The organism is Saccharopolyspora antibiotica, from assembly GCF_047200635.1.
Classification (GTDB): Bacteria; Actinomycetota; Actinomycetes; order Mycobacteriales; family Pseudonocardiaceae; genus Saccharopolyspora_C.
In genome coordinates, this window is record NZ_JBJZOI010000023.1 from 22,722 (window position 1) to 43,595 (window position 20,874).

At 70.7% G+C, this 20,874-nt stretch carries 16 protein-coding genes and 1 tRNA gene; 7 read left to right on the forward strand and 10 right to left on the reverse strand.

Annotated elements, in window-relative coordinates:
- Nucleotides 1–114 precede the first annotated feature (114 nt).
- On the forward strand, nucleotides 115–834 hold the full coding sequence (locus tag ACL03H_RS19275; RefSeq protein ID WP_412812668.1) for an ABC transporter ATP-binding protein: 720 nt from the start codon (nucleotides 115–117) through the stop codon (nucleotides 832–834).
- Nucleotides 831–3,041 (forward strand): FtsX-like permease family protein, encoded by a 2,211-nt coding sequence (locus tag ACL03H_RS19280; RefSeq protein WP_412812669.1) that lies wholly within the window; start codon nucleotides 831–833, stop codon nucleotides 3,039–3,041. The genes ACL03H_RS19275 and ACL03H_RS19280 overlap by 4 nt, the downstream gene beginning before the upstream one ends.
- A gap of 311 nt (nucleotides 3,042–3,352) precedes the next feature.
- Here ACL03H_RS19280 and ACL03H_RS19285 read toward each other — a convergent pair whose 3' ends face one another.
- The 4 genes from ACL03H_RS19285 to ACL03H_RS19300 all read right to left on the reverse strand — a co-directional run bounded on the left by ACL03H_RS19285 (nucleotide 3,353) and on the right by ACL03H_RS19300 (nucleotide 8,401).
- Nucleotides 3,353–4,297 carry a LuxR C-terminal-related transcriptional regulator gene (locus ACL03H_RS19285; RefSeq protein ID WP_412812670.1) on the reverse strand — a complete coding sequence of 315 codons (945 nt, stop codon included), beginning with the start codon at nucleotides 4,295–4,297 and terminating at the stop codon, nucleotides 3,353–3,355.
- Nucleotides 4,298–4,440: 143 nt separating this feature from the next.
- Complete coding sequence (locus ACL03H_RS19290) at nucleotides 4,441–5,652, reverse strand: cytochrome P450 family protein (RefSeq protein ID WP_412812671.1); 1,212 nt, start codon at nucleotides 5,650–5,652, stop codon at nucleotides 4,441–4,443.
- A 275-nt stretch (nucleotides 5,653–5,927) separates the two neighbouring features.
- Nucleotides 5,928–6,959: a cupin domain-containing protein gene (locus ACL03H_RS19295; RefSeq protein WP_412812672.1), complete on the reverse strand. Its 1,032-nt coding sequence runs from the start codon at nucleotides 6,957–6,959 to the stop codon at nucleotides 5,928–5,930.
- Between the two features lie 1,064 nt (nucleotides 6,960–8,023).
- Nucleotides 8,024–8,401 (reverse strand): hypothetical protein, encoded by a 378-nt coding sequence (locus ACL03H_RS19300; protein WP_412812673.1) that lies wholly within the window; start codon nucleotides 8,399–8,401, stop codon nucleotides 8,024–8,026.
- Nucleotides 8,402–9,387: 986 nt separating this feature from the next.
- Between ACL03H_RS19300 and ACL03H_RS19305 the strand changes: the two genes are divergently transcribed.
- Complete coding sequence (locus ACL03H_RS19305; RefSeq protein WP_412812674.1) at nucleotides 9,388–10,164, forward strand: alpha/beta fold hydrolase; 777 nt, start codon at nucleotides 9,388–9,390, stop codon at nucleotides 10,162–10,164.
- A gap of 808 nt (nucleotides 10,165–10,972) precedes the next feature.
- On the opposite strand, the gene ACL03H_RS19310 is transcribed toward ACL03H_RS19305, so the two are convergent.
- Nucleotides 10,973–11,053 (reverse strand) — tRNA-Tyr (locus tag ACL03H_RS19310).
- A 122-nt stretch (nucleotides 11,054–11,175) separates the two neighbouring features.
- On the opposite strand from ACL03H_RS19310, the gene ACL03H_RS19315 reads away from it, so the two are divergent.
- The gene (locus tag ACL03H_RS19315; RefSeq protein WP_412812675.1) at nucleotides 11,176–11,667 is read left to right on the forward strand and encodes a YajQ family cyclic di-GMP-binding protein; all 492 of its coding nucleotides are present in this window, start codon (nucleotides 11,176–11,178) and stop codon (nucleotides 11,665–11,667) included.
- Between the two features lie 291 nt (nucleotides 11,668–11,958).
- Entirely contained in the window at nucleotides 11,959–12,840 is an 882-nt protein-coding gene (gene rfbA, locus ACL03H_RS19320) for a glucose-1-phosphate thymidylyltransferase RfbA (protein ID WP_412812676.1), read from the forward strand.
- 16 nt (nucleotides 12,841–12,856) lie between these two features.
- Here rfbA and htpX read toward each other — a convergent pair whose 3' ends face one another.
- A complete protein-coding gene (htpX, locus tag ACL03H_RS19325) occupies nucleotides 12,857–13,726 on the reverse strand; it encodes a zinc metalloprotease HtpX (protein WP_412812740.1) in 870 nt (289 codons plus the stop codon).
- A 432-nt stretch (nucleotides 13,727–14,158) separates the two neighbouring features.
- Here htpX and ACL03H_RS19330 point away from each other — a divergent pair, with 432 nt between their 5' ends.
- On the forward strand, nucleotides 14,159–14,965 hold the full coding sequence (locus ACL03H_RS19330) for a YceI family protein (protein ID WP_412812677.1): 807 nt from the start codon (nucleotides 14,159–14,161) through the stop codon (nucleotides 14,963–14,965).
- A gap of 55 nt (nucleotides 14,966–15,020) precedes the next feature.
- On the opposite strand, the gene ddaH is transcribed toward ACL03H_RS19330, so the two are convergent.
- A complete protein-coding gene (ddaH, locus tag ACL03H_RS19335; RefSeq protein ID WP_412812678.1) occupies nucleotides 15,021–15,887 on the reverse strand; it encodes a dimethylargininase in 867 nt (288 codons plus the stop codon).
- A 74-nt stretch (nucleotides 15,888–15,961) separates the two neighbouring features.
- Here ddaH and ACL03H_RS19340 point away from each other — a divergent pair, with 74 nt between their 5' ends.
- Nucleotides 15,962–16,402 carry an Lrp/AsnC family transcriptional regulator gene (locus ACL03H_RS19340; protein WP_412812679.1) on the forward strand — a complete coding sequence of 147 codons (441 nt, stop codon included), beginning with the start codon at nucleotides 15,962–15,964 and terminating at the stop codon, nucleotides 16,400–16,402.
- Between the two features lie 122 nt (nucleotides 16,403–16,524).
- Here ACL03H_RS19340 and ACL03H_RS19345 read toward each other — a convergent pair whose 3' ends face one another.
- The 3 genes from ACL03H_RS19345 to nuoN form a co-directional block, all read right to left on the reverse strand.
- On the reverse strand, nucleotides 16,525–17,985 hold the full coding sequence (locus tag ACL03H_RS19345) for a sunset domain-containing protein (protein WP_412812680.1): 1,461 nt from the start codon (nucleotides 17,983–17,985) through the stop codon (nucleotides 16,525–16,527).
- 257 nt (nucleotides 17,986–18,242) lie between these two features.
- Nucleotides 18,243–19,262 (reverse strand): polyprenyl synthetase family protein, encoded by a 1,020-nt coding sequence (locus ACL03H_RS19350; protein WP_412812681.1) that lies wholly within the window; start codon nucleotides 19,260–19,262, stop codon nucleotides 18,243–18,245.
- A gap of 49 nt (nucleotides 19,263–19,311) precedes the next feature.
- Nucleotides 19,312–20,874, reverse strand: a complete 1,563-nt coding sequence (gene nuoN, locus ACL03H_RS19355; protein WP_412812682.1) for an NADH-quinone oxidoreductase subunit NuoN — start codon at nucleotides 20,872–20,874, stop codon at nucleotides 19,312–19,314.

The window sequence follows — 20,874 nt, forward strand, 5'->3', positions numbered from 1 at the left end:
GCGACCGGTCGGACGAGGTGCGCTCCCCTCCCCGGTTGCGACCGTTCCTCCTGACCGATTTCCGCACCAGCGGTGGCGCCGGACGGCGCGCAGCACGACCGAGGGGGAGAACACGTGCAACAGGAGCACATTCCGGCGAGCCAGGCGGTGCTGACGGGCACCGGCCTGGCGAAGCAGTACGGCGAGCACTGGGCGTTGGGCGGCGCCGACATCGCCGTGCGAGCTGGTGAAGTGCTGGCGATCGTCGGCCCGTCCGGCTCCGGCAAGACCACGATGTTGCACGTGCTCGCCGGGATCCTGCGCCCGGATCGCGGGGAGGTCGCTCTCGGCGGGCGCCGCGTCGACCAGCTCTCCGAGACCAAGCGCAGCGAACTGCGGCGGCACGAGTTCGGATTCGTGTTCCAGCAAGGGATGCTCGTCGGGGAGCTGACCGCCGAGGAGAACGTGGCGCTGCCGCTGCTGCTCGGCGGCACCGACCGGCGCCAGGCCACCGGCACCGCCCGCGAGTGGCTGGCCAAGCTGGGGCTGAGCGGCATGGAGCAGCGCCTGCCCGGCCAGCTCTCCGGGGGGCAGGCCCAGCGGGTCGCGATCGCGCGGGCGATGGCGCACGAGCCCAAGGTGATCTTCGCGGACGAGCCGACGGGCGCGCTGGACACCCGCACCGGTGAGGCGACGATGCGGGCGCTGGCGGACGGTGCGAGCCGTTCGGGTGCCGCCGTCGTCGTGGTCACCCACGACCGCGAGCTGGCCGCCCGGTGCGACCGGGTGGTGGAGATCCGCGACGGGCTCATCGTGAACGGCGCGCCCGCGCGCGGCGGGGTGGTGGCGGGATGAATCCCGTGCAACTGGCCGTGCGGGTGCTGCGGCACGACTCACGCACCCGGACCTCGGCGATCCTGACCGCCGCGGGCGTGATGGTGGCGACCGCGCTGATCCTGATCCTCACCGCGCTGCCGCACGCCGCGCAGGCGCGCTCCGAGCGTTCCTCCTGGCAGTACGGGCACCCGGGCGTCTCCGAATCGGGCGGGGTGGAGCTGTCCTCGCAGGACTGGGTGCAGGGCGAGCTGATCACGCGGCTGGACGTCTCCGGCACCGCCGGCGGTGGAGCGGGCCCGGAGCGCCCGGCTCCTGGTGAAGTGCTGCTGTCCCCGGCTCTCGCCCGGAAGGTCGCGGAACTGCCGGACAGCGCGCTCGCCGACCGCTTCCCCGGCCGCGTCTCGGGCGAGATCGCGCCGCGGCAGCTGCGCTACCCGGAACAACTCGTCGCCGTCGTCGGGCACCCGGAGGGCGCTCTGGACCAGGCCGCCGCGATCGCGACCCCCTATTCGCTGGCGGAGATCGAGGCGACCGCCGAGGACGAGCTGCTGCGGCCGATGGCGCTGTTCGGGTTGTTCGTGCTCGCGGCGCCCAGCCTCGTCCTGGTCGCGTCGGCCTCCCGGCTGACCGCGGCACGCCGGGAGCGCCGGATGGCGTCGTTGCGGATGGCGGGCGCGACCCCCGCCCAGGTGATCTCGGCGGTGGCCGCGGAGACCGGGCTCGCCGCGGCGGCCGGGACCGCGGCGGGACTGCTGCTGATCTGGCCGCTGCGCTACCTGATCGCCGTGATCCCCTGGGGCGGCGGAAGCTGGTTCCTCAGCGACATCACCCCGTCGATCTGGTCGGTGCTGGGCGTCGCGATCGGCGTTCCCGCGCTGGTGGTTGTCTCGTCCGTGCTGGGCATCCGCCGGGTCGTGAGCTCGCCGCTGAGCGCGGCCACCGAGCAGCAGCGCAGCCGGCCAAAGGCGTGGCGGCTGCTGGTCATCGCGGTGGTCGCCGGGTTGTTCGTGCTCGGCATGATGAAGTACGACGACGGCGCGGGGTTCCTGGTGCTCGTCGCCCCGATCGCCGGGGTCGTGTGGTCGTTCTCGCTGGTCGGACCCTGGATCACCGCCACCATCGGCCGCCTGTTCACCCGGTTCTGGCGTCGTCCTTCGGTGCTGCTGGCCGGCAGGCGGCTGGTCAGCGATCCGAAGGGCGCCTACCGGTCGTCCTCCGGCATGGTGCTCGCGGTGTTCATCGGCTCCCTGGCGCTCACGGCGTTGCCCGCCATGAACGCCGGACCCAGCTCGATGGGCAGCTCGAACAAGGATGACGTGATCCTCGCGGACGTGCCCAGCGGTCAAGCTCCCGAGCTGCGCCAACGTCTCGCCGACCGGTTCGCGGAGCACGGCGTGCGAGCCGCGGCCGCCAACTACGAGTGGATCCAGCTCGACGCTCCGGACGGCTCCTCCACCTACGGTCTGCTCATCGACTGCCACGCGGCTCGCGAGGTGACCCCGCACCAGCCCTCGTGCGAGGGACCGCCCGGCATCCACGCGCCGAGCGACCTGCCGACCTCCGGACTCACGATCACCCCGGCCGGCGTGGCCTCCGATGACGAGCCCCCCGCCACCCCGGTCCCGCCGGGAACTCCGGTCACCACCGAACCGGGCCTGGGGACGGTGATCGTCGATCCGGGCGCCGTGCCCGCGCTGGAAGGCTCGGGGGAAGCCACCTTGTCGGTGCTCCCGCGCACCGAGGCCGACCGGGTCGAGGCGCGCACCGCTCTGGCGCAAACGGCTCCCGGTGCGGACATCGAGTCGCTCGAGTCGCGCAACGTCGCCAGCGCGGTCATGACCGGAGATCTGCACCGGATCACGGTGATCGGGCTGTCGATCGCGGCGGTGCTCGCGGCGGCCAGCGCGGCGATCACGGCCGCGGGTTCGGTCATCGATCGGCGCCGCACGCTGGGAGCGCTGATGGCAGCCGGAACGCAGAGCCGAGTGCTGGTCCGCGCCCTGCACACCGAGGCCGCGCTGCCAGCGCTGGTCGCGGCCGGCATGGCGACCGCCGGAGGCGCGGGCATCAGCCTCGGTCTGCTCAAGGCCCTGGATCAGGACACCACGCTGACACCCTCGATCCTGGCCCCGATCGTGCTCGGCCTGCTGGTGGCGGCGCTGGCGGCGACGGCGAGCGGGCTGATGCTGCGCAAGATCGCGACGGAGCCCCTCGCCGACGAGTAGCGGAGCACTCGACGGCGGCGGCGAGCGCACCTCGCGCCCGCCGCCGCCGGTGCGCCGGAACCACGTCCGCTCGGCGACCGCTTTCGGCGCGCATTCGGCACAGACTCCCGCCACCGGCCGTGGCCAGCCGGACGCGGCGAAACGGCCCGGTGACCTTGTTCTCACAGGTCACCGGGCCGTTTCGGCTGGTGCGCCAGGTGGAGGATTCGAACCTCCGAAGCTGTCGCGGCTGGATTTGCAGGGCGCCTCCGCAGGGCTCCCACGTGCAAGCATTCCTCCGCACGTCCGGGGGCAGGACGTCGCTGTCGGGCTCATCGGGGCACGACGTCCGTGGACTGGATGCCCAGAGCGCGTGCCACCAACTCCCCGCGGCTGCGCACGCCGAACTTGGCGAAGATCGATTTCAAGTGGTCCTGCACGGTGTGGGGCGACACGGCGAGCGCGGCGGCGATTCCCGTGGACGGCAGGCCGGAGATCACCTGCCGCAGGATCTCCTGCTCCCGCGCCGTCAGCCCGTGGGCCAGCGCGAGCGTCTCGGTGATGTGGGAGGTCGGAGACGGCTGGATGACGATCGAGGCGCCCTGGTTCGGATCTCCGTCGAGCGGCGACCCCCACAGCGACAGCCACCGGCCGGCGCGGGACCGCACCCGCAGGTACGCCTCTTCTCCGCGTCCGGCTCGGGCCGCCGCGGCCACCTCGTGCGGGGGCAGCGTGCCGAGCTCGTCGAGCCAGCGGCGCGCCGTCTCGTTGGCGACGAGGGTGCGGCCCTTCTCGTCGAGCACCAGGACGCCGGGCCCGGGCGTCGCCGACGGCGCTCCCGGTGCCGCGTTGACGCAGGCTCGGCGCAGGGCCACCGCGACCGGACGCGACAGCGACCGCAGCAGCCCCGCCTCGCGTGGGGTGAAGTCAGCCCGCCCGCCGCGCCGGAACAGCGCCAGCGCGCCCCAGCACTCCCCGTCCGCGAGGAAGACGGCGCGCAACTCGTCCTGGGCGTCGATGGCCGGAAGGACAGCCCGGAGGCGTTCGCTTCCGCGCGAAGCGGCGCTGCGGCTGAGGATCCCGACGGTGCGGCCGGTGCGCGCGAGGTCGGCGAACTTGTCCACGTCGGCGACGAGGTACTCGTTGTGCGCCGCGAGCATCGCGTTGCCCGGCGGGATGCCGTCGGACAGGTCATCGGTGACCAGCATCGTCCACGGATCGATGGTGGCGAAGCAGTACGCGTCGTGGGCGATGTCCTGTCCCAGCCGCGCGATCACCCGGGCGCGGAGGGTCCGCGAGTCCAGATCGAGCCGGCAGGTCCGCGCGATGTCGCTCTCCAGCTTCGCGGCGCGCCCCGGAGATCCCCCAGGTCTCGGGGGATCGAGGCGCGCGGAGCCCCGCGCTGGGACGCCGGGCCTGGTCACGCGACGGTCACCGGCAGGGCGACGATGCCGTTCATGAGCAGGCTGGGGTGCCGTCCCGGTTCGGTCTCCGGGTCGACCAGCCGCAGTCGGGGGAACTGGCGCAGCAGGCTGCCGACGGCGATGCGGCCCTCCAGTCTGGCCAGCGGTGCGCCGAGGCAGTGGTGCAGACCGTGCCCGAACGCCAGGTGCGAGGTGGCAGCACGGGTGATGTCGAAGCGGTCCGGCTCGGCGAAGCGCTCCGGGTCCCGGTTGGCGGCCAGGAGCGACGGCAGTACGACGTCGCCGCGGGGGATGGTCACCCCGCCGACGGTGATCGGCTCGGTGGCGACTGACGGGATGGGCACCTGCTTCGGCCCGTCGTAGCGCAGTTGCTCCTCGATGACCGCGGCGAGCCGGTCGGGTTCCTCGCGCACCAGTCGCAGCTGGACCGGGTGGGAGAGCAGGGAGCGCACGGCGCCGGTGATGAGGTTGACCGTTGTCTCGTGTCCTGCGGCGAGCAGCAGGAACACCGTCGAGCTCAGCTCGTCGGCGGTCAACCGGTCGTCTCCGTCGTGCACGTGCATCAGCGCGGACAGCAGGTCGTCGGCGGGTGCCCGGCGCTTGTCGGAGATCATCTTTCGCACGTAGGCGACCATCTCCTCGGCCGCGCGCAGGTAGGTGCCGGCGGGGTGCGCCGAGCCGTTGACGATGACCGACGACCAGCCGCGGAACGCCTCGCGGTGGTCCACCGGGACGCCCAGCAGCTCGGCGATCACGGTGATGGGCAGGGGGTAGCCGAGGGCCGCGACGAGGTCCACGGGTGAACCGTCGGCGCCGGCCCGTCCCAGTGCATCGAGCAGCCCGTCGGTCGTCTCCTGCACCCGGGGGCGGAGTTCCTTGACGCGGCGGGCCGTGAACGCCGAGGTCACCAGCTTGCGCAGCCGGGTGTGGTCGGGCGGGTTGGAGGTGAGCACGCTGGTGTACATGGCGGCGTGCAGGTGATCGGGGGTGACGTCCCGGTGCGGTACGACCTGGTTGTGCTTGGCCATGGCCGGATGTGCCAGCAGTTCTTTGACCTCGGCGTAGCCGGTGACCAGCCACGCTGAGCCGCCGGTGAACAGCGTGATGCGCTGCACCGGACCGGACTCCCGGAGCGCTGCCACGGCGGCGTGCCGGGCTGTGCCGGTGGTCTCGGTGAACGGTGAGGGGGTCGGGTCTTCGGCAGGCATGGAACTCTCCGACGGGGTTCGACGCAGGACATCGACCGGACGAACGTCCCGGAGGGGCCGTCGGTCCCGTCCTCGGCGAGCTCCCCGCGGAACGCGGCCGACGACCGCATCGTCCGACGCCGACGTGGCGGGCGGCTCCGTCACGTCCGCGTGGGGCGGGACGGAGCCGCCCGGTCGACAGGCAGTCTATGGGGTCGGTCCTCGGCGCGGCGGCGTTCGTTTCCTTACGAGAAGGAGACGTCCGCCCGTCGCGGAGCTGCGAACACGCCTCCCGGTCAGCGGTTGGGCAGGTCCTGCGCCGGAACTCCGAGCATCTCCGCCGGAATCATCTGGTCCGCCTCCAGCGGCGGATGGAGGACCGTGCGCCCGCTGGCCTCGGACGCCTGCGCCATGACGTCGAACGAGACCTCCCAGCCGTCCGGCCGTTCCTGCCGCACGTCGCGACCGACCGCTCGGAAGAACTCCTCCAGACCGGAGGGGATGGTCACGGCCACGGTCTCCGCTTCGGACGTGATGCGGTGGGCCATGGGCACTCCGCGCGGTACGACCACGACACCGCCGGCCGACAGCTCGTGGCGTTGCTCACCGACCCAGTAGATGCCGCTGCCGCTGAGCATCACGATGATCTCGTCCTCCTCGCTGTGGACGTAGACCGGCGACGCCGACCCGACCGCGGCGCTGGAGCGGAACAGCGACAGCTTCCCGTCCGTGTGCCGGCCGTTGAGGAGGACGCGCATCAGGCCGCCGCCGAGCCACTCCAACGTCTCGTGCTCGTCCGCCTGTGCCGCGTACGCCGCCCCGGCGGACAGCGGACCGGTGCCCGCGTCGAGCACGTCGTCCGGGCCGAGCGGCGGCCCGAGGATCGTCTGTCCGTTCTCGGCGGCCGCCTTTCCCATGCTGGCTGGAGTGATGCTCCACCCCTCGGGCTTCGGTGTCCGCAGGTCGTGGCCCGCGCCGCGGAAGAAGTTCTCCATACCGCAGGGCGTGCTGAGCGCGAGCATCTCGGCGTCCGCGGTGATGTGGTACGCATGCGGGACCTCGCGCGGCAGGAATGCGACACCGCCCTCCCCCACCTCGAAGCGCTGCTCCCCCACCCAGAAGACGGCGCTGCCGCTGAGCATCACGACGATCTCGTCCTCCCGGGAGTGCACGTGCGCCGGTGACGCCGCCCCGGCGGGCGCGAACGACCGGAACATGGCGAGATCGCCGCCCGTGTGCTCACCGGCCAGCAGGATCTGCATGACGCCACCACCGAGCCACTCCACCTGCTCGTGCTGACCGGCCTGCGCCGCATAGGGGATTGCCATCGAACATCCATCCGATCGATACGTACGACTACTGCTCGGCGAAACGGTACGACCCACCCGCGAGCAGCAACATCCCAGAAATCAGGGGGGTAGGCGTCGTCCGGACGCTGGTCGCAGTCATAGCGAACCGCCCGGTTGCACCCCGGCCACGGAGCTTCGACGGGTACGGCTGCTCAGAGCTGATGGCGGTACGGCAGCGAGACCGCAGCTCGACAGCCGGCCCCGAGCCGCTCGCCGACGCCGAACTGCGGCACGCACATGGCACAGACCCCGTCAACGGCCGTAGCCAGCCGGACACCACCGGACAACGCGAAGCGGCCCGGTGACCCTGTTCTTGCAGGTCACCGGGCCGTTTTGGCTGGTGTGCCAGGTGGAGGATTCGAACCTCCGAAGCTTTCGCGGCAGCTTATTTACAGAGTCCTATCTGCGCCGTTCTCACCAGGCATAACGCCTTGCGAGCCGCGAAGGTGGCCAGAAATTGACCACCTCGCCACAGCACACGAAGGCTGCTCACCCGATTTCGAGATCTGCTCCCGCGCGTTCAGCTCAAGTCGGCGCACCCACGAGCGCGGGTCATCACCGCCTGGCGGGCCACGTCGATCGGCCACGCACCCCTCAACGAGCCCCAAGCTGGGGCCCACCTGGGCATCGCCTGTTCGACGAGCCGCAGTAGTTCCAGCTCCGGACGTGGACATCACGACCGCCCACGTAGCTTCCGCCTACCCAGCTCGATCAGGCTTGCACCCAGCAAGAGCACGAGAAGGATCACGAGCCCCCACAAGACCGGCCCCGGGAGCAAAGACGACGAAGTGGTCGCCGACAGCAAGGCGACCAGTGCCAGCACCACGACGACTGCCCCAGCCGCCAGGAACCGTGACGGTATGCGTTTCATCGGCACCTCAAACCACGGGATTTCCGTTGTCGTCGTAGCACGAACCCAGCACACCGGCCCCGGACAGCCCGTACGTCGCCAGCGAAGGCCAAGGTGCCACCCGAGGCGAAGATATGGCCGCGACCGCGCTCACCGTGGCGGCCGCGGGGGCTTCGCCTCTCCTTGCTGTGGATCAGCCGTGAGCTCGCCATCCGATGGGAAGCGACACCGTGCGGTATCCGGGAGAGCCTGTTTCGCGGAACTCCTTGACCGCCCGCCGCTCAGCCGCCTCCCGGTCGGCGCAAACGGCGACACCGATCGGATCATCCGGCCCCTCGTCAATGTCGCTGCCACCGAGCAACACCACGTGGACGATCTCGCCATCCACCAGCGAAGCCGTCCTGCCCGCGAAACCGTTGAGCGAATGCTCCTCCCAGGAGGCATACCGGCCACGGGCGGAGCTGCGCTCCTTGACTCGCTGGGCTTCGTTCTCTTCAGCACAAACCGCGATCAGCGGCTCTGCGCCGGAGTCCCCGCCAGGCGGGCTCGTGCGTTCGTAGACCAACAGCACGACCGGTTCATGCGCCACAGAGCTGATCTTCCTGGGCCTGATGAGCCCGCGCATAGAAAGTTTCACCACCGTAGACAATGGCGCCAACTGTGGTTTCGGCCCATGTCGTCGAATCAGAACCTTGACACTCCCATTGTAGATACGAGTGGGTTCGAGGGTGCGCGGTCCGAATTCGACACCGGCCGCCGCCGCAGCCGCAGAAGGACTTGCACCCGCAGGAGGCCTAAGAACTCCTAACAGATCGTTTGTGCTGGATGAGGCAGGTGGCGAGTTGGAGGAGGCTGTCCACCGCGGGAGTGGAGCCCACGAGCGAGGGTCGCCGCCTGGGCCGGGCACAGCGTGAGCGTGCTCCTGAGGGTGTACGCGAAGTGCCTCGACGGGGGCGAGCAAGCCGCTCGTGATCGGGTCGGCGCGGCCCTCGGGCCGTGGCCAGGGATTGGCCAGAACTAGCCGTACAGAGTCGGTAGCGGCCGGACACGACTGGACAACGCAAAACGGCCCGGTGACCCTGTTCTTGCAGGTCACCGGGCCGTTTCGGCTGGTGTGCCAGGTGGAGGATTCGAACCTCCGAAGCTTTCGCGGCAGCTTATTTACAGACCACGCGACGCGAGGCTTTGACCAGGTATAACAACCGATTCCTGACAGATTTGGGCACAGATTTGGCACACTGCGCGCGCTGCGAGACCGGAGCGCCCAACTAGATGCTCTCGCTTTCAAGGTCTGCGATCGACCGTTCGTGAACGTCCGGTCGCGGACGGCGCGTTGGTCAGAGGGTCGTGACGGCCACCGGCGTGCCTCAGTGGCAGTCATCGACTGCAACCACGTCTGCAACCACGTCCCGATCGACCCGTCTGTCGCTGGTACTCCAGCCGTAGCTCGTCACGATCGGCCGCGGCTGTGTGCTGGCGGAGTAGCGGCGGACCCGCAGTCGTCGCCATCCTTCGATAGCCTGATCCACAAGTGACGATCTTGATGAGGAGGCGGGCGTGACCGCAGTTTTCCTACACGGGGTTCCGGAAACGAGTGTGATCTGGAACGGCGTGCGTGAGCAGCTCGAGGGCGACGGGATGCCGACCGTGGCCCTCGACCTGCCGGGCTTCGGTGCGCCGAAGCCCGCCGGCTTCGGGGCGTCGAAGGACGAGTACTCGCAGTGGCTGGCCGAGACGCTGCGCGGCATCGACGGCCCGATCGACGTCGTCGGGCACGACTGGGGAGCCGGCCTCGTGCTGCGGGCGGTCACCGCGTTCGACGTGCCGGTGCGCAGCTGGGCGGTGGACTGCGCGTCCGTGATGCACCGGGACAACGTGTGGCACGACATGGCGCAGGTGTGGCGGACACCCGGTAGTGGCGAGGAGTGGATCGCCGCGTTCGTGGCCGCCGAGGGCGGGGCCGGCGGTCAACCCGGTGAACCCGGCTGGCTCAAGAGTGCGCTGCTGGCTTCGTGTCCGACTCCGGCCGACGCACGACAGATCGATGCGAGCATCGACGAGGTGATGGGCGAGTGCATCCTCGCTCTCTACCGGTCGGCGACGCCGAACATCTTCGGTGATTGGGGGGCCGAGATGTCTCGGCCCGCGGCCATTCCCGGTCTTGTGCTGAGGGCAACCGCCGACAACTCCGACGACCCCGCCCGCTCCGCGGAGATGGCCGCCGGGCTCGGCGCGCGCACCGCCGAGCTGGAGGGTCTGAACCACTGGTGGATGATGGAGGATCCCGCTGCAACGGTCACGGCGCTGCGGGCGTTCTGGGCGTCGCTGCCGTAGTACCCGGGGGTTGGAGCGGGCCGACATCAACCCCGCACTCCCGTCGTCCGGCGGAATCGGCTCCCCGGCGCGCCGCCGCTGGCCACACACGCGCGGAAGCGGGGGATTCGAACCCCCGAGTGGTTGCCCACTGCTCGCTTTCAAGCTCTGAGCAGGCATGGTCAGCGAGGTTCACGGGCATTGTTTTACCTGGTGTAGAGGCTTCTCTGTCTTGGGCGAACTAGGCTGAGCGCCCGTGAACGCAACCGCTACTGCAACTCGAACGAGGGCACCGGGAACTGGATCGACGAGCCGGTGACAGTTGACGTGGACGGTACCCACGAACATGCATGCGTACTGCTGCGTACCGTCTTCGATGCGACCTCAAACACGGCGCAGCGGGCCCCACGGCCCAACACGAGCAGCGATACGAGTAGTCCGCACCCGAGCGCAGGAACAGCAACGCTTGTAAAGCACCCACCGTTGTCGGCACCCGGGCCGCCATCGCCCCACTCTTCATATTCCCACGAGCCGTCGTCTGCCTCGGCGTAGTACCACCCACCGTCGTCATCCTCGGCAGACTCCCAACGCCACTGAGACGCGCCGTCCCCTCCGTTGATTGGCAGCTACTGGCTTCGTCGCGAAGTGCCTCGACGGAGGCGAGCAGGCGGCTCGGCAGCGGGTTCAGGACCTGCTCGGCGACGCCTAACTGTGGCACGTATATGGCACAGACGGCCGTGAAACCCCGTAGCCAGCCGGACACCACCGGACAACGCAAAACGGCCCGGTGACCCTGTTCTTGCAGGTCACCGGGCCGTTTCGACTGGTGTGCCAGGTGGAGGATTCGAACCTCCGAAGCTTTCGCGGCTGATTTACAGTCAGCTCCCTTTGGCCACTCGGGCAACCTGGCGCCGCCTGCCAGCGTGCTGGCTTGCGGTAATGAGGATACAGACTCGCGTCACGGGGTTCGGCAGGGGGTGCGGCCGGTAGCGTGTCCGGGCGAGACGTCCCGCCCAACAGGAGGTATGCGAGGTGGCAGACCCGTCGTTCGACGTGGTGAGCAAGGTGGACCGGCAGGAAGTGGACAACGCGCTGAACCAGGCGGGCAAGGAGCTGGCCAACCGGTTCGACTTCCGCGGCACCGGCACGAAGATCCAGTGGTCCGGGCAGGAAGGGATCCTGCTGGAGTCCGAGACCGAGGAGCGGTGCAAGGCGGCGATCGAGGTCTTCAAGGAGAAGCTGATCAAGCGCGGCATCTCGCTGAAGGCGTTCGACGTGGGTGAGCCCGCGAGCTCCGGGCAGGTGTACCGGGTCAGCGGCAAGGTCGTGCAGGGCATCGAGCAGGACGTCGCGAAGAAGATCTCGAAGAAGATCCGCGACGAGGGCCCGAAGGGCGTGCAGGCGCAGATCCAGGGCGACCAGTTGCGGGTCTCCGGCAAGAAGAAGGACGACCTGCAGAACGTGATCCAGCTGCTGAAGTCCAGCGACTTCGACGTCGCGCTGCAGTTCGAGAACTTCCGCTGAGCCGCTGCGGCGACTCCTCGGCGTGACCGGGCCGGGTGTCCCCCGACGCGGGGTCCGCACCCGGCCCGGGCGATGCCTCGAAGATCATCCGCAGCGCCCCTGGTTTCACCGCTGCCGCGCGGACGCCTCCGGCCCCGGGCGATCCGCCGCCGCGGCCCGAGCGAAGCCGCTACGGCGCCCTCAGCCGCTCCCGGCGACGTGCGGCAGGCCACTGCCACCCGGAAACTGCCCTCACCCCCAACCGGGGTTCGTCTACCGTGGTGTCGACCGACGGGCTCGGGAGGGACACCGGTGAAGGGGATCGTGCTCGCGGGAGGCAGCGGTACCCGGCTGCACCCGCTGACGCAGGGCGTGTCGAAGCAGCTGCTGCCCGTCTACGACAAGCCGATGGTGTACTACCCGCTGTCGGTGCTCATGCTCGCGGGAATCCGCGAGGTGCTGCTCATCTCGACCCCCGTGGACCTGCCGCTGTTCCGGCGGCTGCTCGGGGACGGCTCGCAGTTCGGGATCTCCATCGAGTACGCCGAGCAGCCGCAACCGAACGGGCTCGCCGAGGCGTTCGTGATCGGCGCGGACTTCATCGGCACCGATCCGGTGGCGCTGGTGCTCGGCGACAACATCTTCTACGGGCAGGGCTTCTCCCGGGTGCTGCAGCAGAACAGCCGCGACCTGCGGGGCTGCATGTTGTTCGGCTACCCGGTGCGGGATCCGCACCGCTACGGGGTGGGTGAGCTCGACTCCGCCGGGAAGCTCGTGTCCATCGTGGAGAAACCGGAGCAGCCGCGCTCCAACAAGGCGATCACCGGGCTCTACTTCTACGACAACGACGTGGTCGAGATCGCTCGCGAGCTCCGGCCCTCGCCGCGCGGCGAGCTGGAGATCACCGACGTGAACATGACCTACCTGCGGCAGGGGCGGGCGCAGCTGACCGAGCTGGGCCGCGGCTACGCCTGGCTGGACACCGGCACCCACGACTCGCTGCTGGAAGCGGGGCAGTTCGTGCAGGTCCTGGAGCACCGGCAGGGCGTGCGGATCGCCTGCCTGGAGGAGATCGCGCTGCGGATGGGCTTCATCTCCGCGGAGCAGTGCCACGCGCTCGGCAGCAAGCTCGCCAAGTCCGCCTACGGCGAGTACGTCATGGACGTCGCCGAGGCCGCCGGCGCCCGGGCCTGAAACCGAGAGCGGGCCGTCAGGGCATCAGCCTGCGGCCGGCCATGCCCTCCAGCCGCCGCACCCGGTCGCCGATCGGCGGATGCGTGGAGAACAGCCGCGCCATCCGCTCGCCGGGGCGGAACGGGTTCGCGATCATCAGGTGCGACTGGGAGACGACGCTCGGGTCCGGCGCCAGCGGCGCTTCCCGGGTTCCGCGCTCCAGCTTGCGCAGCGCCGAGGCGAGCGCCAGCGGGTCCCCCGTCAGCTCCGCGCCGGAGGCGTCGGCCTGGTACTCCCGGGACCGGCTGACCGCCATCTGCACCACCGCCGCGGCCACCGGCCCCAGCAGCGCGATGAGCAGCATCGCCACCGGGCTCGGCCGGTCCTCGTCGTTGCCGCCGAACATGCCGAACAGCATCCCGAAGTTCGCCAGGAACGTGACGACGCTGGCCAGCGCCCCGGCGACGCTGGAGATCAAGATGTCCCGGTTGTAGACGTGCGAGAGCTCGTGGCCGAGCACGGCGCGCAGCTCGCGCTCGTCGAGCAGCTCGAGGATGCCGGTCGTGCAGCAGACCGCGGCGTTGCGCGGGTTGCGACCGGTGGCGAACGCGTTCGGGGCCCGCGTGGGGCTCAGGTACAGCGCGGGCATCGGCTGCCGCGCCGAGGTCGCCAGCTCCCGCACGATGCGGTACATCGCGGGCTGCTCCGCCTCGGACACCGGGCGGGCGTGCATGGAACGCAACGCCAGCTTTGCCGAATTGAAATAGGCGTACCCGTTCATGCCCAGGGCCACGACCAGCGCGATCACCAGCCCCGTTCGGCCGAACAGGGAACCGGCCAGCAGGACCAGCGCGCTCATCCCGCCCAGGAGCACCGCGGTCTTGAGTCCGTTGAGATGACCGCCCACCGCCGCGCGTCCTCCGTAGCTCTCGTTGCTCACCGTGCCTCCGCCTCCGGGATCGCTCGCCACGTCCACCACCTGCGACATCGCTCGCCCTCGCGGTCGGCGTGCACATGTGGAACGCGCGGCGCGGGACCGAAGTTCCGGCTACGTGGCGTACCTCGCACCACCCGATAGGTCCAGACCGATTCGACCGCGGTGCAAAGATGACCTGCAACGCGGCGATCACACCGCACGGGACGGGAACCCCAAGATCCCTCGGGCCTAGCATGACCGCGCCACCGAAATGAAGAACTCTCCCGACTGGGGGTGGCGGGAGAGCGGAAAGGATCCCAGATGTTCGCCAAATTGCGCAGGCGCCGCGGAAGCAGCGGTGCCACCCCTCGTCCGGGTGCCGGGAACGCAGGCTACCTCCCGGAAACCCCCCTCGACGGCGGCGTGATCAGCTGTCAGGTGCACGACGAGATGGGCAAGCTGCTGCCCGGGGCCACGGTCACCATCACCGACCGGCTCAACCAGCAGATCGCACAGGCGGAGACGGACAGCTACGGCTCCTTCCTCGCGACGGTGCAGCCCGGCCTGCACAAGATCTCGATCAGCGCGGGCGGCTTCAAGCGCAAGAGCGCCCGCATCGAGGTCCGGGTCAACCAGCACACCTCGCTGGGCGGCGTGCGGCTGGAGACGGACAACTCGCTGGCGCTGCCGCAGCCGGGCGTGTGGACCTTCGACCCCACGCACACCGAGATCCACTTCGTCGCGCAGCACGTCGGCATGTCCAAGATCCGCGGCCGGTTCAACTCCTTCGAGGGCCAGATCCAGGTCTCGCCGCGCTTCGAGGAGTCCCGCATCGACGTGGTCATCGACGCGGACAGCATCGACACCGGCGTCAACATGCGCGACACGCACCTCAAGTCCGGCGACTTCCTCGACGTCGAGAACTTCCCGAAGCTGTACTTCAGCAGCACGAAGTTCCACCAGCTCCGCGGTGACCGCTGGCTGATCGACGGCGCCTTCACGCTGCGCGGGACCAGCAGCAGCGTGCAGCTCGACACCACCTACCTGGGTCAGCGCACCTGGCAGGGCCCGGGCTTCGAGAGCGACCGGCGGGCCGCGTGCCGCGCCACGACGACCCTGCGCCGCGAGGACTACGCGGTGAACTGGCAGGCCACGTTGGCCAAGGGCATCGCCGTCGTCGGCCCGACCATCGAGATCGAGCTCGGCGTGCAGGCAGTGCTGGAGCAGTGATCGTGCCGCGCCGACGGTTGCGGGGAACCGTCGGCGCCTCCGCCCGTCCCGGAGCTCAGCGGTGCAGCTCCATCGTGCAGCACTTCGGGCCACCGCCGGACTTGCGCAGCTCCGAGACGTCCACGTGGATCGGCTCGTACCCGCGCGACCGCAGCCGTTCGGCCAGGCCGGTCGCCTCCAGCGGGAGCACCACGTTCCGCCCGTCCGAGACGCCGTTGAGCCCCAGGCAGGCCGCGTCCGCGGCGTCCGCGAGCACCGCGTCCGGGAACAACCGCTCCAGCACCCGGCGGGAGCCCGCCGAGAACGCCTCCGGGTAGTAGGCGATCTGCGGGCGCTCGCCCTGCTCCAGCACGAACAGCGCGGTGTCCAGGTGGTAGTAGCGGGGGTCGACCAGCCGCAACGAGATCACCGGTACGCCCAGCACCTCCTGCGCCTCGGCGTGCGCTTCCGGATCCGTGCGGAAACCGGTGCCCGCGAGCAGCAGCTCACCGGTCCAGGCGAAGTCGCCCTCGGCCTCGTTGATCCGCGACGGCATGACGACCTCGCGGTAGCCGCGCCCGGCGAACCAGCGGCGGAAGTGCTCCGCCTCGGCGGCGCGCTGCTCGGCGCGGAACCGAGCCCCCAGCACGCGGCTCCCGACGACGGTCCCGGAGTTCGCGGCGAAGACCATGTCCGGCAGCCCGGGCTGCGGCGGCACCACCTGCACGGTGTGGCCGAGCCGCTCGTAGGTCCGCTTGAGCTCCTCCCACTGCCGCATCGCCAGCGCGGTGTCGAGGGGCGCGTCCGGGTCCATCCAGGGGTTGATCACGTACTCCACCGCGAAGTGCTCCGGCGGACACATCACGTACCGGCGGAGCGTGGGCGTGCGCGACCCGGGCCGGGGCGCGGCGCACTCGTCCGCGAAGACGGTGGTAGCGGTCATGATACGAAATCTAATCCGGGTCCTGACGTCGTTCAACGCCGCTCTGTTGCGCGAAATGCGGCAGTATGTTGCGCATGGACGCATTGGATCAGCGAATCGTTTCGCAGCTCGTCACCGATGCGCGCGCCAGCTACGCGGAGATCGGCGCGGTGGTCGGGCTCTCCGCCCCCGCGGTGAAGCGGCGGGTGGACAAGCTGCTGGACCTCGGGGTGCTGCGCGGCTTCACCGCGGTGGTGGACCCCGAGGCGCTGGGCTGGGGGACGGAGGCGTTCGTGGAGGTCCACTGCCACGGCAACGTGCCCACGCACCGCATCCGCAGCGGGCTGGAGCCGCTGCCGGAGGTGGTCGCGGCCTACACGGTCTCCGGCCCCGCCGACGCGATCGTGCACCTGCGGGCCGCCGACATCCACCACCTCGAGACGGCGCTGGAGCGCCTGCGGGCGGTGGAGTTCATCAGCCGCACCGTGTCGACCGTCGTGCTCTCCCGCCTCCTGGAGCGGCCGCCGCAGCCCTGAGACCCGCGCCTGCCCCGCGAACCGGCCGGCGCGGGCCTGGCGGCGTCAGCGGGGCGGGTCGAGCGCGGTGGCCGACCGCTCGGCTCCGCCGGTGGTGTCCGCGGGCGCTTCCCGGTCGGCGGTCAGGCGTTCCAGGCGGTGAAGCCCGCTTCCTCGGCGTCGGCGGGAGTGCGGAACCAGACCTCGGCGACGATGCGGTCGTAGTGCGGGGACTCCGGGGAGTGGTAGCGGCGCGAGCTGAAGTCGCCCTTGATCATGCGACCCTCCTGCTGCGAGGGCTCCTGCGGCGCGGCCAGCGACTCGCGCCTGCGGTTGGCCTGCGCCTGCGGGTCGGCGTGCCAGGCTGCGCCCGACGGGCGGGCCGGGGCGGTGGACATGCCCGGACGCGGGCCGGCGCCGGGGGTGCGGCGCGGCAGCGGGGTCTGCTCCGACTCCGCGACCACCGGGATCTCGGGCTGCTCGGTGTGGACGTCGACGAACTCGTGGGCGCGGCTCTCGACCAAGGCGCGCAGGTTCCCGGCGAAGCCGTGCTCGCTCTGCGGCTGTTCGGCGCGCACCGGCTCGGCTTCCGGCGCGGCGGGGGCCGGCTCGGGCTCCGCCCCGGCGGCGGGCTGGCGCTCCGGGGCTGCCGGGGACTCGGGCGCGGGCTGGGATCGCGGGGCTGCCGGAGGCTCGGGAGCCCGCTCGGCCGGAGCCTCGGCGGCGGGCTTCGGCGAGCGGGAGAGGTCGGAGAGGCCCAGCGCCGCGGACAGCTCGGCCGCACCGGACAGGCCGGGCGGGCCGGAACGAGCCGGGGCCTGCTGGGCGGTGGTCTCGGTGGCCGGGGCGCCCTCGTCGGACTCGGCGTTCTTCTGGAACCAGGTGCTCGCGGATTCCGCGGGCCGGTCGGCGACCGGATCGGTGCTCGCGCGGCCCAGGGCCTGCCCGATGTCGGTGGTGGCCGGTCCCTCGTCCGCGGTCTCGTGGTCGGCGGGGATCGTCCACGGGCCGGGCTTGCCGAGCGCGTCGGAGGGCGCGTCCTGCGCTGCCGCGTCCTGGGCGCTCTCGTCCTCGTGCGCCCGGCTCGGCCACCAGCCGCCGCTGGAGCGGCCCGCGTAGGCGGACTGGTCCTCCTTCCACGCACCGGTGGAGCGCGCCGGGGCGACCGGGGAGGCCTGCTCCTGCCCGGGACGGGCCGGCTCCGACCGGCCCTCGTTCACCACCAGGTCGGCGGTCTGCGAGCCGCCGCGCACCGACACCTCGGCGCGGGAATCGTCGACGGGCTCCGGGATCCGGGCGGTGGGCTCGGGGACCCGGGTGGTGGGCTCGGGCGGCGCGGGGGTGCGCTCGGGCTCGTCCTCGCCGAGCTGCTCCCAGCGCGGCTGGACGGTGGTGCGCTCGACCGCGGGCTGGGCCGCCTCGCGCGCCCGCCACACCTGCCGATCGCGCTGCGCGTCCTGCTGCTCGACGTACTCGGTGAACTCGGAGGTGACCCGGCGCAGCCGGCGCCGCAACGGCAGCGCCGACAGCAGCCACGTGATCACGGATCCGAGCAGGAACCCCGCGATACTCCACAGCCACACCTGCGTAAACAGCCACACCACCGGAGACGCCCTCCTCAAAGGCCACGTGGGCACCGTGAGCCCGCACAGGTTACTCCGGACGAGCCACGCCCTGAACGTCGGCGCGGCTCACCCGCGCGGACCGCACCCGAAGTAGCGAGGACGCGACCCCTCGTGCTCACCCGCCGCGCTCCCGGGGGCGCTCCCGCACCGTTCCCGGGGAGCACAACCGCCCGATTTCGCGACGCGACGAGCACGATCCGCAACGACGCGCGATCGGGTGCCGAGGCCCGCCGAAGTCAGCGGGTCCGGGCCACCACGTAGTGCACCAACGCCTCCAGCGCGTCCCGCGCGGAGCAGTCGGGCAGCTCCGCGAGGATCGAGCGCGCCTCCTGCTCGTACTCCGCGAGCTTCTCGCGGGCGCGCCGCATCCCGCTGGACTCGCGCAGCAGCTTCAGGGCCTCCGCCACGTCCTCGTCGTCCTCGAGCTGGCGGCCGAGCAGCTCCAGCAACCGGGGATCGGTGTCCGAGGCGCTCCGGGCGTAGATCATCGGCAGCGTGAGCACGCCCTCGCGCAGGTCGGTCCCCGGTGTCTTGCCGGAGTCCGCCGCGGGGGAGGCGATGTCGATCACGTCGTCGGAGATCTGGAACGCGATGCCGATGCACTTGCCGAAGCGCTCCAGCGCCTCGACGTGCTCCTGGCTGGCACCCGCCGCGGTCGCCCCGAAGCGCCCGGCCGTGGCGATGAGCGAACCGGTCTTCTCGTAGATCACCTGGAGGTAGTGCTCCTCCGGGTCCTGGCCCTCCCGCGCGCCGATCGTCTCGCGCAGCTGGCCGGTCACCAGGGCCTCGAAGGTCGTCGCCATCCGGCGGACGGCGTCGGCGCCCAGGTCGGCCACCAGCCGGGAGGCGTGGGCCATCAGGAAGTCGCCGGTGAGGATGGCAACCGAGTTGTCCCAGCGCACGTTGGCGCTGGTCGCCCCCCGGCGCATGGTGGCCTCGTCCATCACGTCGTCGTGGTACAGCGTCGCCAGGTGCACCATCTCCACCACCGCCGCCGAGGTGATCACCTCATCCGGCGCGGGGTCCGCGAAGTGCGCGGCGAGCAGGGCGAACAGCGGGCGGAACCGCTTTCCGCCCGCGTCGACCAGGTGCAGCGACGTGCGGGTAGCGAAGTCGAATTCGCTGCGGACCGACTCGTGGAGCAGATCCTCGACCCGGGTGATGCCCCCGGAGATCGATTCGGCCAGCGCCGGATCGTCGATGTCGAACCCGCTGCCAGCGACGTTCCTGACAGGTTCACCAGATGGGCTGCTCACGTCACCGTCGCCTTCGCTCCCCCACCGAATCGCCCTACGGGCGGGCACTCTACGACACGAAACCACCCACACCGGCCCAGTCCAGGGCCACCGTGGGAAGCACGCCCAACAACAACGTGACTACCACACCCAACGTGATCGCCGCCGTCGTGAACGCGCCCGGCACGCTGACGGTGGGACCGTCCGCCGCCGGTTCGCTGAAGTACATCAGCACGATGACACGAAGGTAGAAGAACGCCGCAACCGCACTGGCCACCAGGGCCACCACCACGAGCGGGGCCATCCCATCGGCGAGCGCGGCCTCGAAGACCACGAACTTCCCGATGAAACCGCTCGTCAGCGGGATTCCGGCGAGGGCGAACAGCAGGAAGGTGAACACCGCCGCGAGCAACGGGGATCGCCGAGCCAGCCCGGCCCACTGGGAAAGGTGAGTAGCCTCACCCTCCGCGGTCCGCACGAGGCTGATCACACCGAACACGGCGACGGTGGTGAAACCGTAGGCGAGCAGGTAGAACATCGTGCCCGACAGACCTCGCTCGGTGAGCGCGATGGAGCCGATGAGCAGGAATCCGGCGTGCGCGATCGACGAGTAGGCGATCATGCGCTTGATGTCGCTCTGGGTGAGACCGAGCACCACGCCGATCACCATCGACGCGATGGCCACGGCCCACAGCACGCCCCGCCACTCCCAGCTGGAGGTGTGCAGCCCGACCTGCAGCACCCGCAGGATCGCGCCGAAGGCCGCGACCTTCGTGCAGGCCGCCATGAACCCGGTGACCGCGGTCGGCGCGCCCTGGTACACGTCCGGGGTCCAGGTGTGGAACGGACCCACCGAGGCCTTGAACAGCAGGCCGACCACCAGCAGGCCGATCCCGGCGAACAGCAGCGTGTCGGAGCGGTCGCTGCCCGCGGTGGCCTCGGCGATGTCGGCCAGCCGCACCGAACCCGCGTAGCCGTAGAGCAGCGCCAGCCCGTACAGGAAGAACGCCGACGCGAAGGCGCCGAGCAGGAAGTACTTCACCGCCGCTTCCTGCGAGAGCAGCCTGCGGCGCTTCGCCAGCCCGCACATCAGGTACAGCGGCAGGCTCAGCACCTCGAGCGCGATGAACATGGTGAGCAGGTCGTTGGCGGCGCAGAAGACCATCATGCCGCCGAGGGAGAACAGGGCCAGCGGGAAGACCTCGGTGCGCATCACCGCGGGCCCGCGGTGATCGCCGTCGTCCGCGGCCTGCGCGGCCGTCTCGGCGAGGAAGGCCCCGCCGGGTTCGACCGAGCGGTCCGCGATGAGCAGGATCGCCGCGATGCCCAGACCGAGCAGCGTTCCCCACAGGAACAGCGTCGGCCCGTCCACGGCCAGCGCGTCGGAGAGCGTGGTGACCCCGGTGCCGCCGGAGCGCGCGTGCACGCCGAGGGCGATCCCGGCGGCGACGAGCGCCAGCAGGCTCAGCGCGACCTGGGTGGTCCAGCGCGCCCGGCGCGGCACGAAGGCCTCGACGAGCACCCCGACGCAGGCGGCGCCGAGCACGACGAGCACCGGCGTGATCGCCGCGTAGTCGATCGGCGGGATCGGAATCTGCTGTTGCGCGTGGACCGCGACCTGAGTGGCACCCAC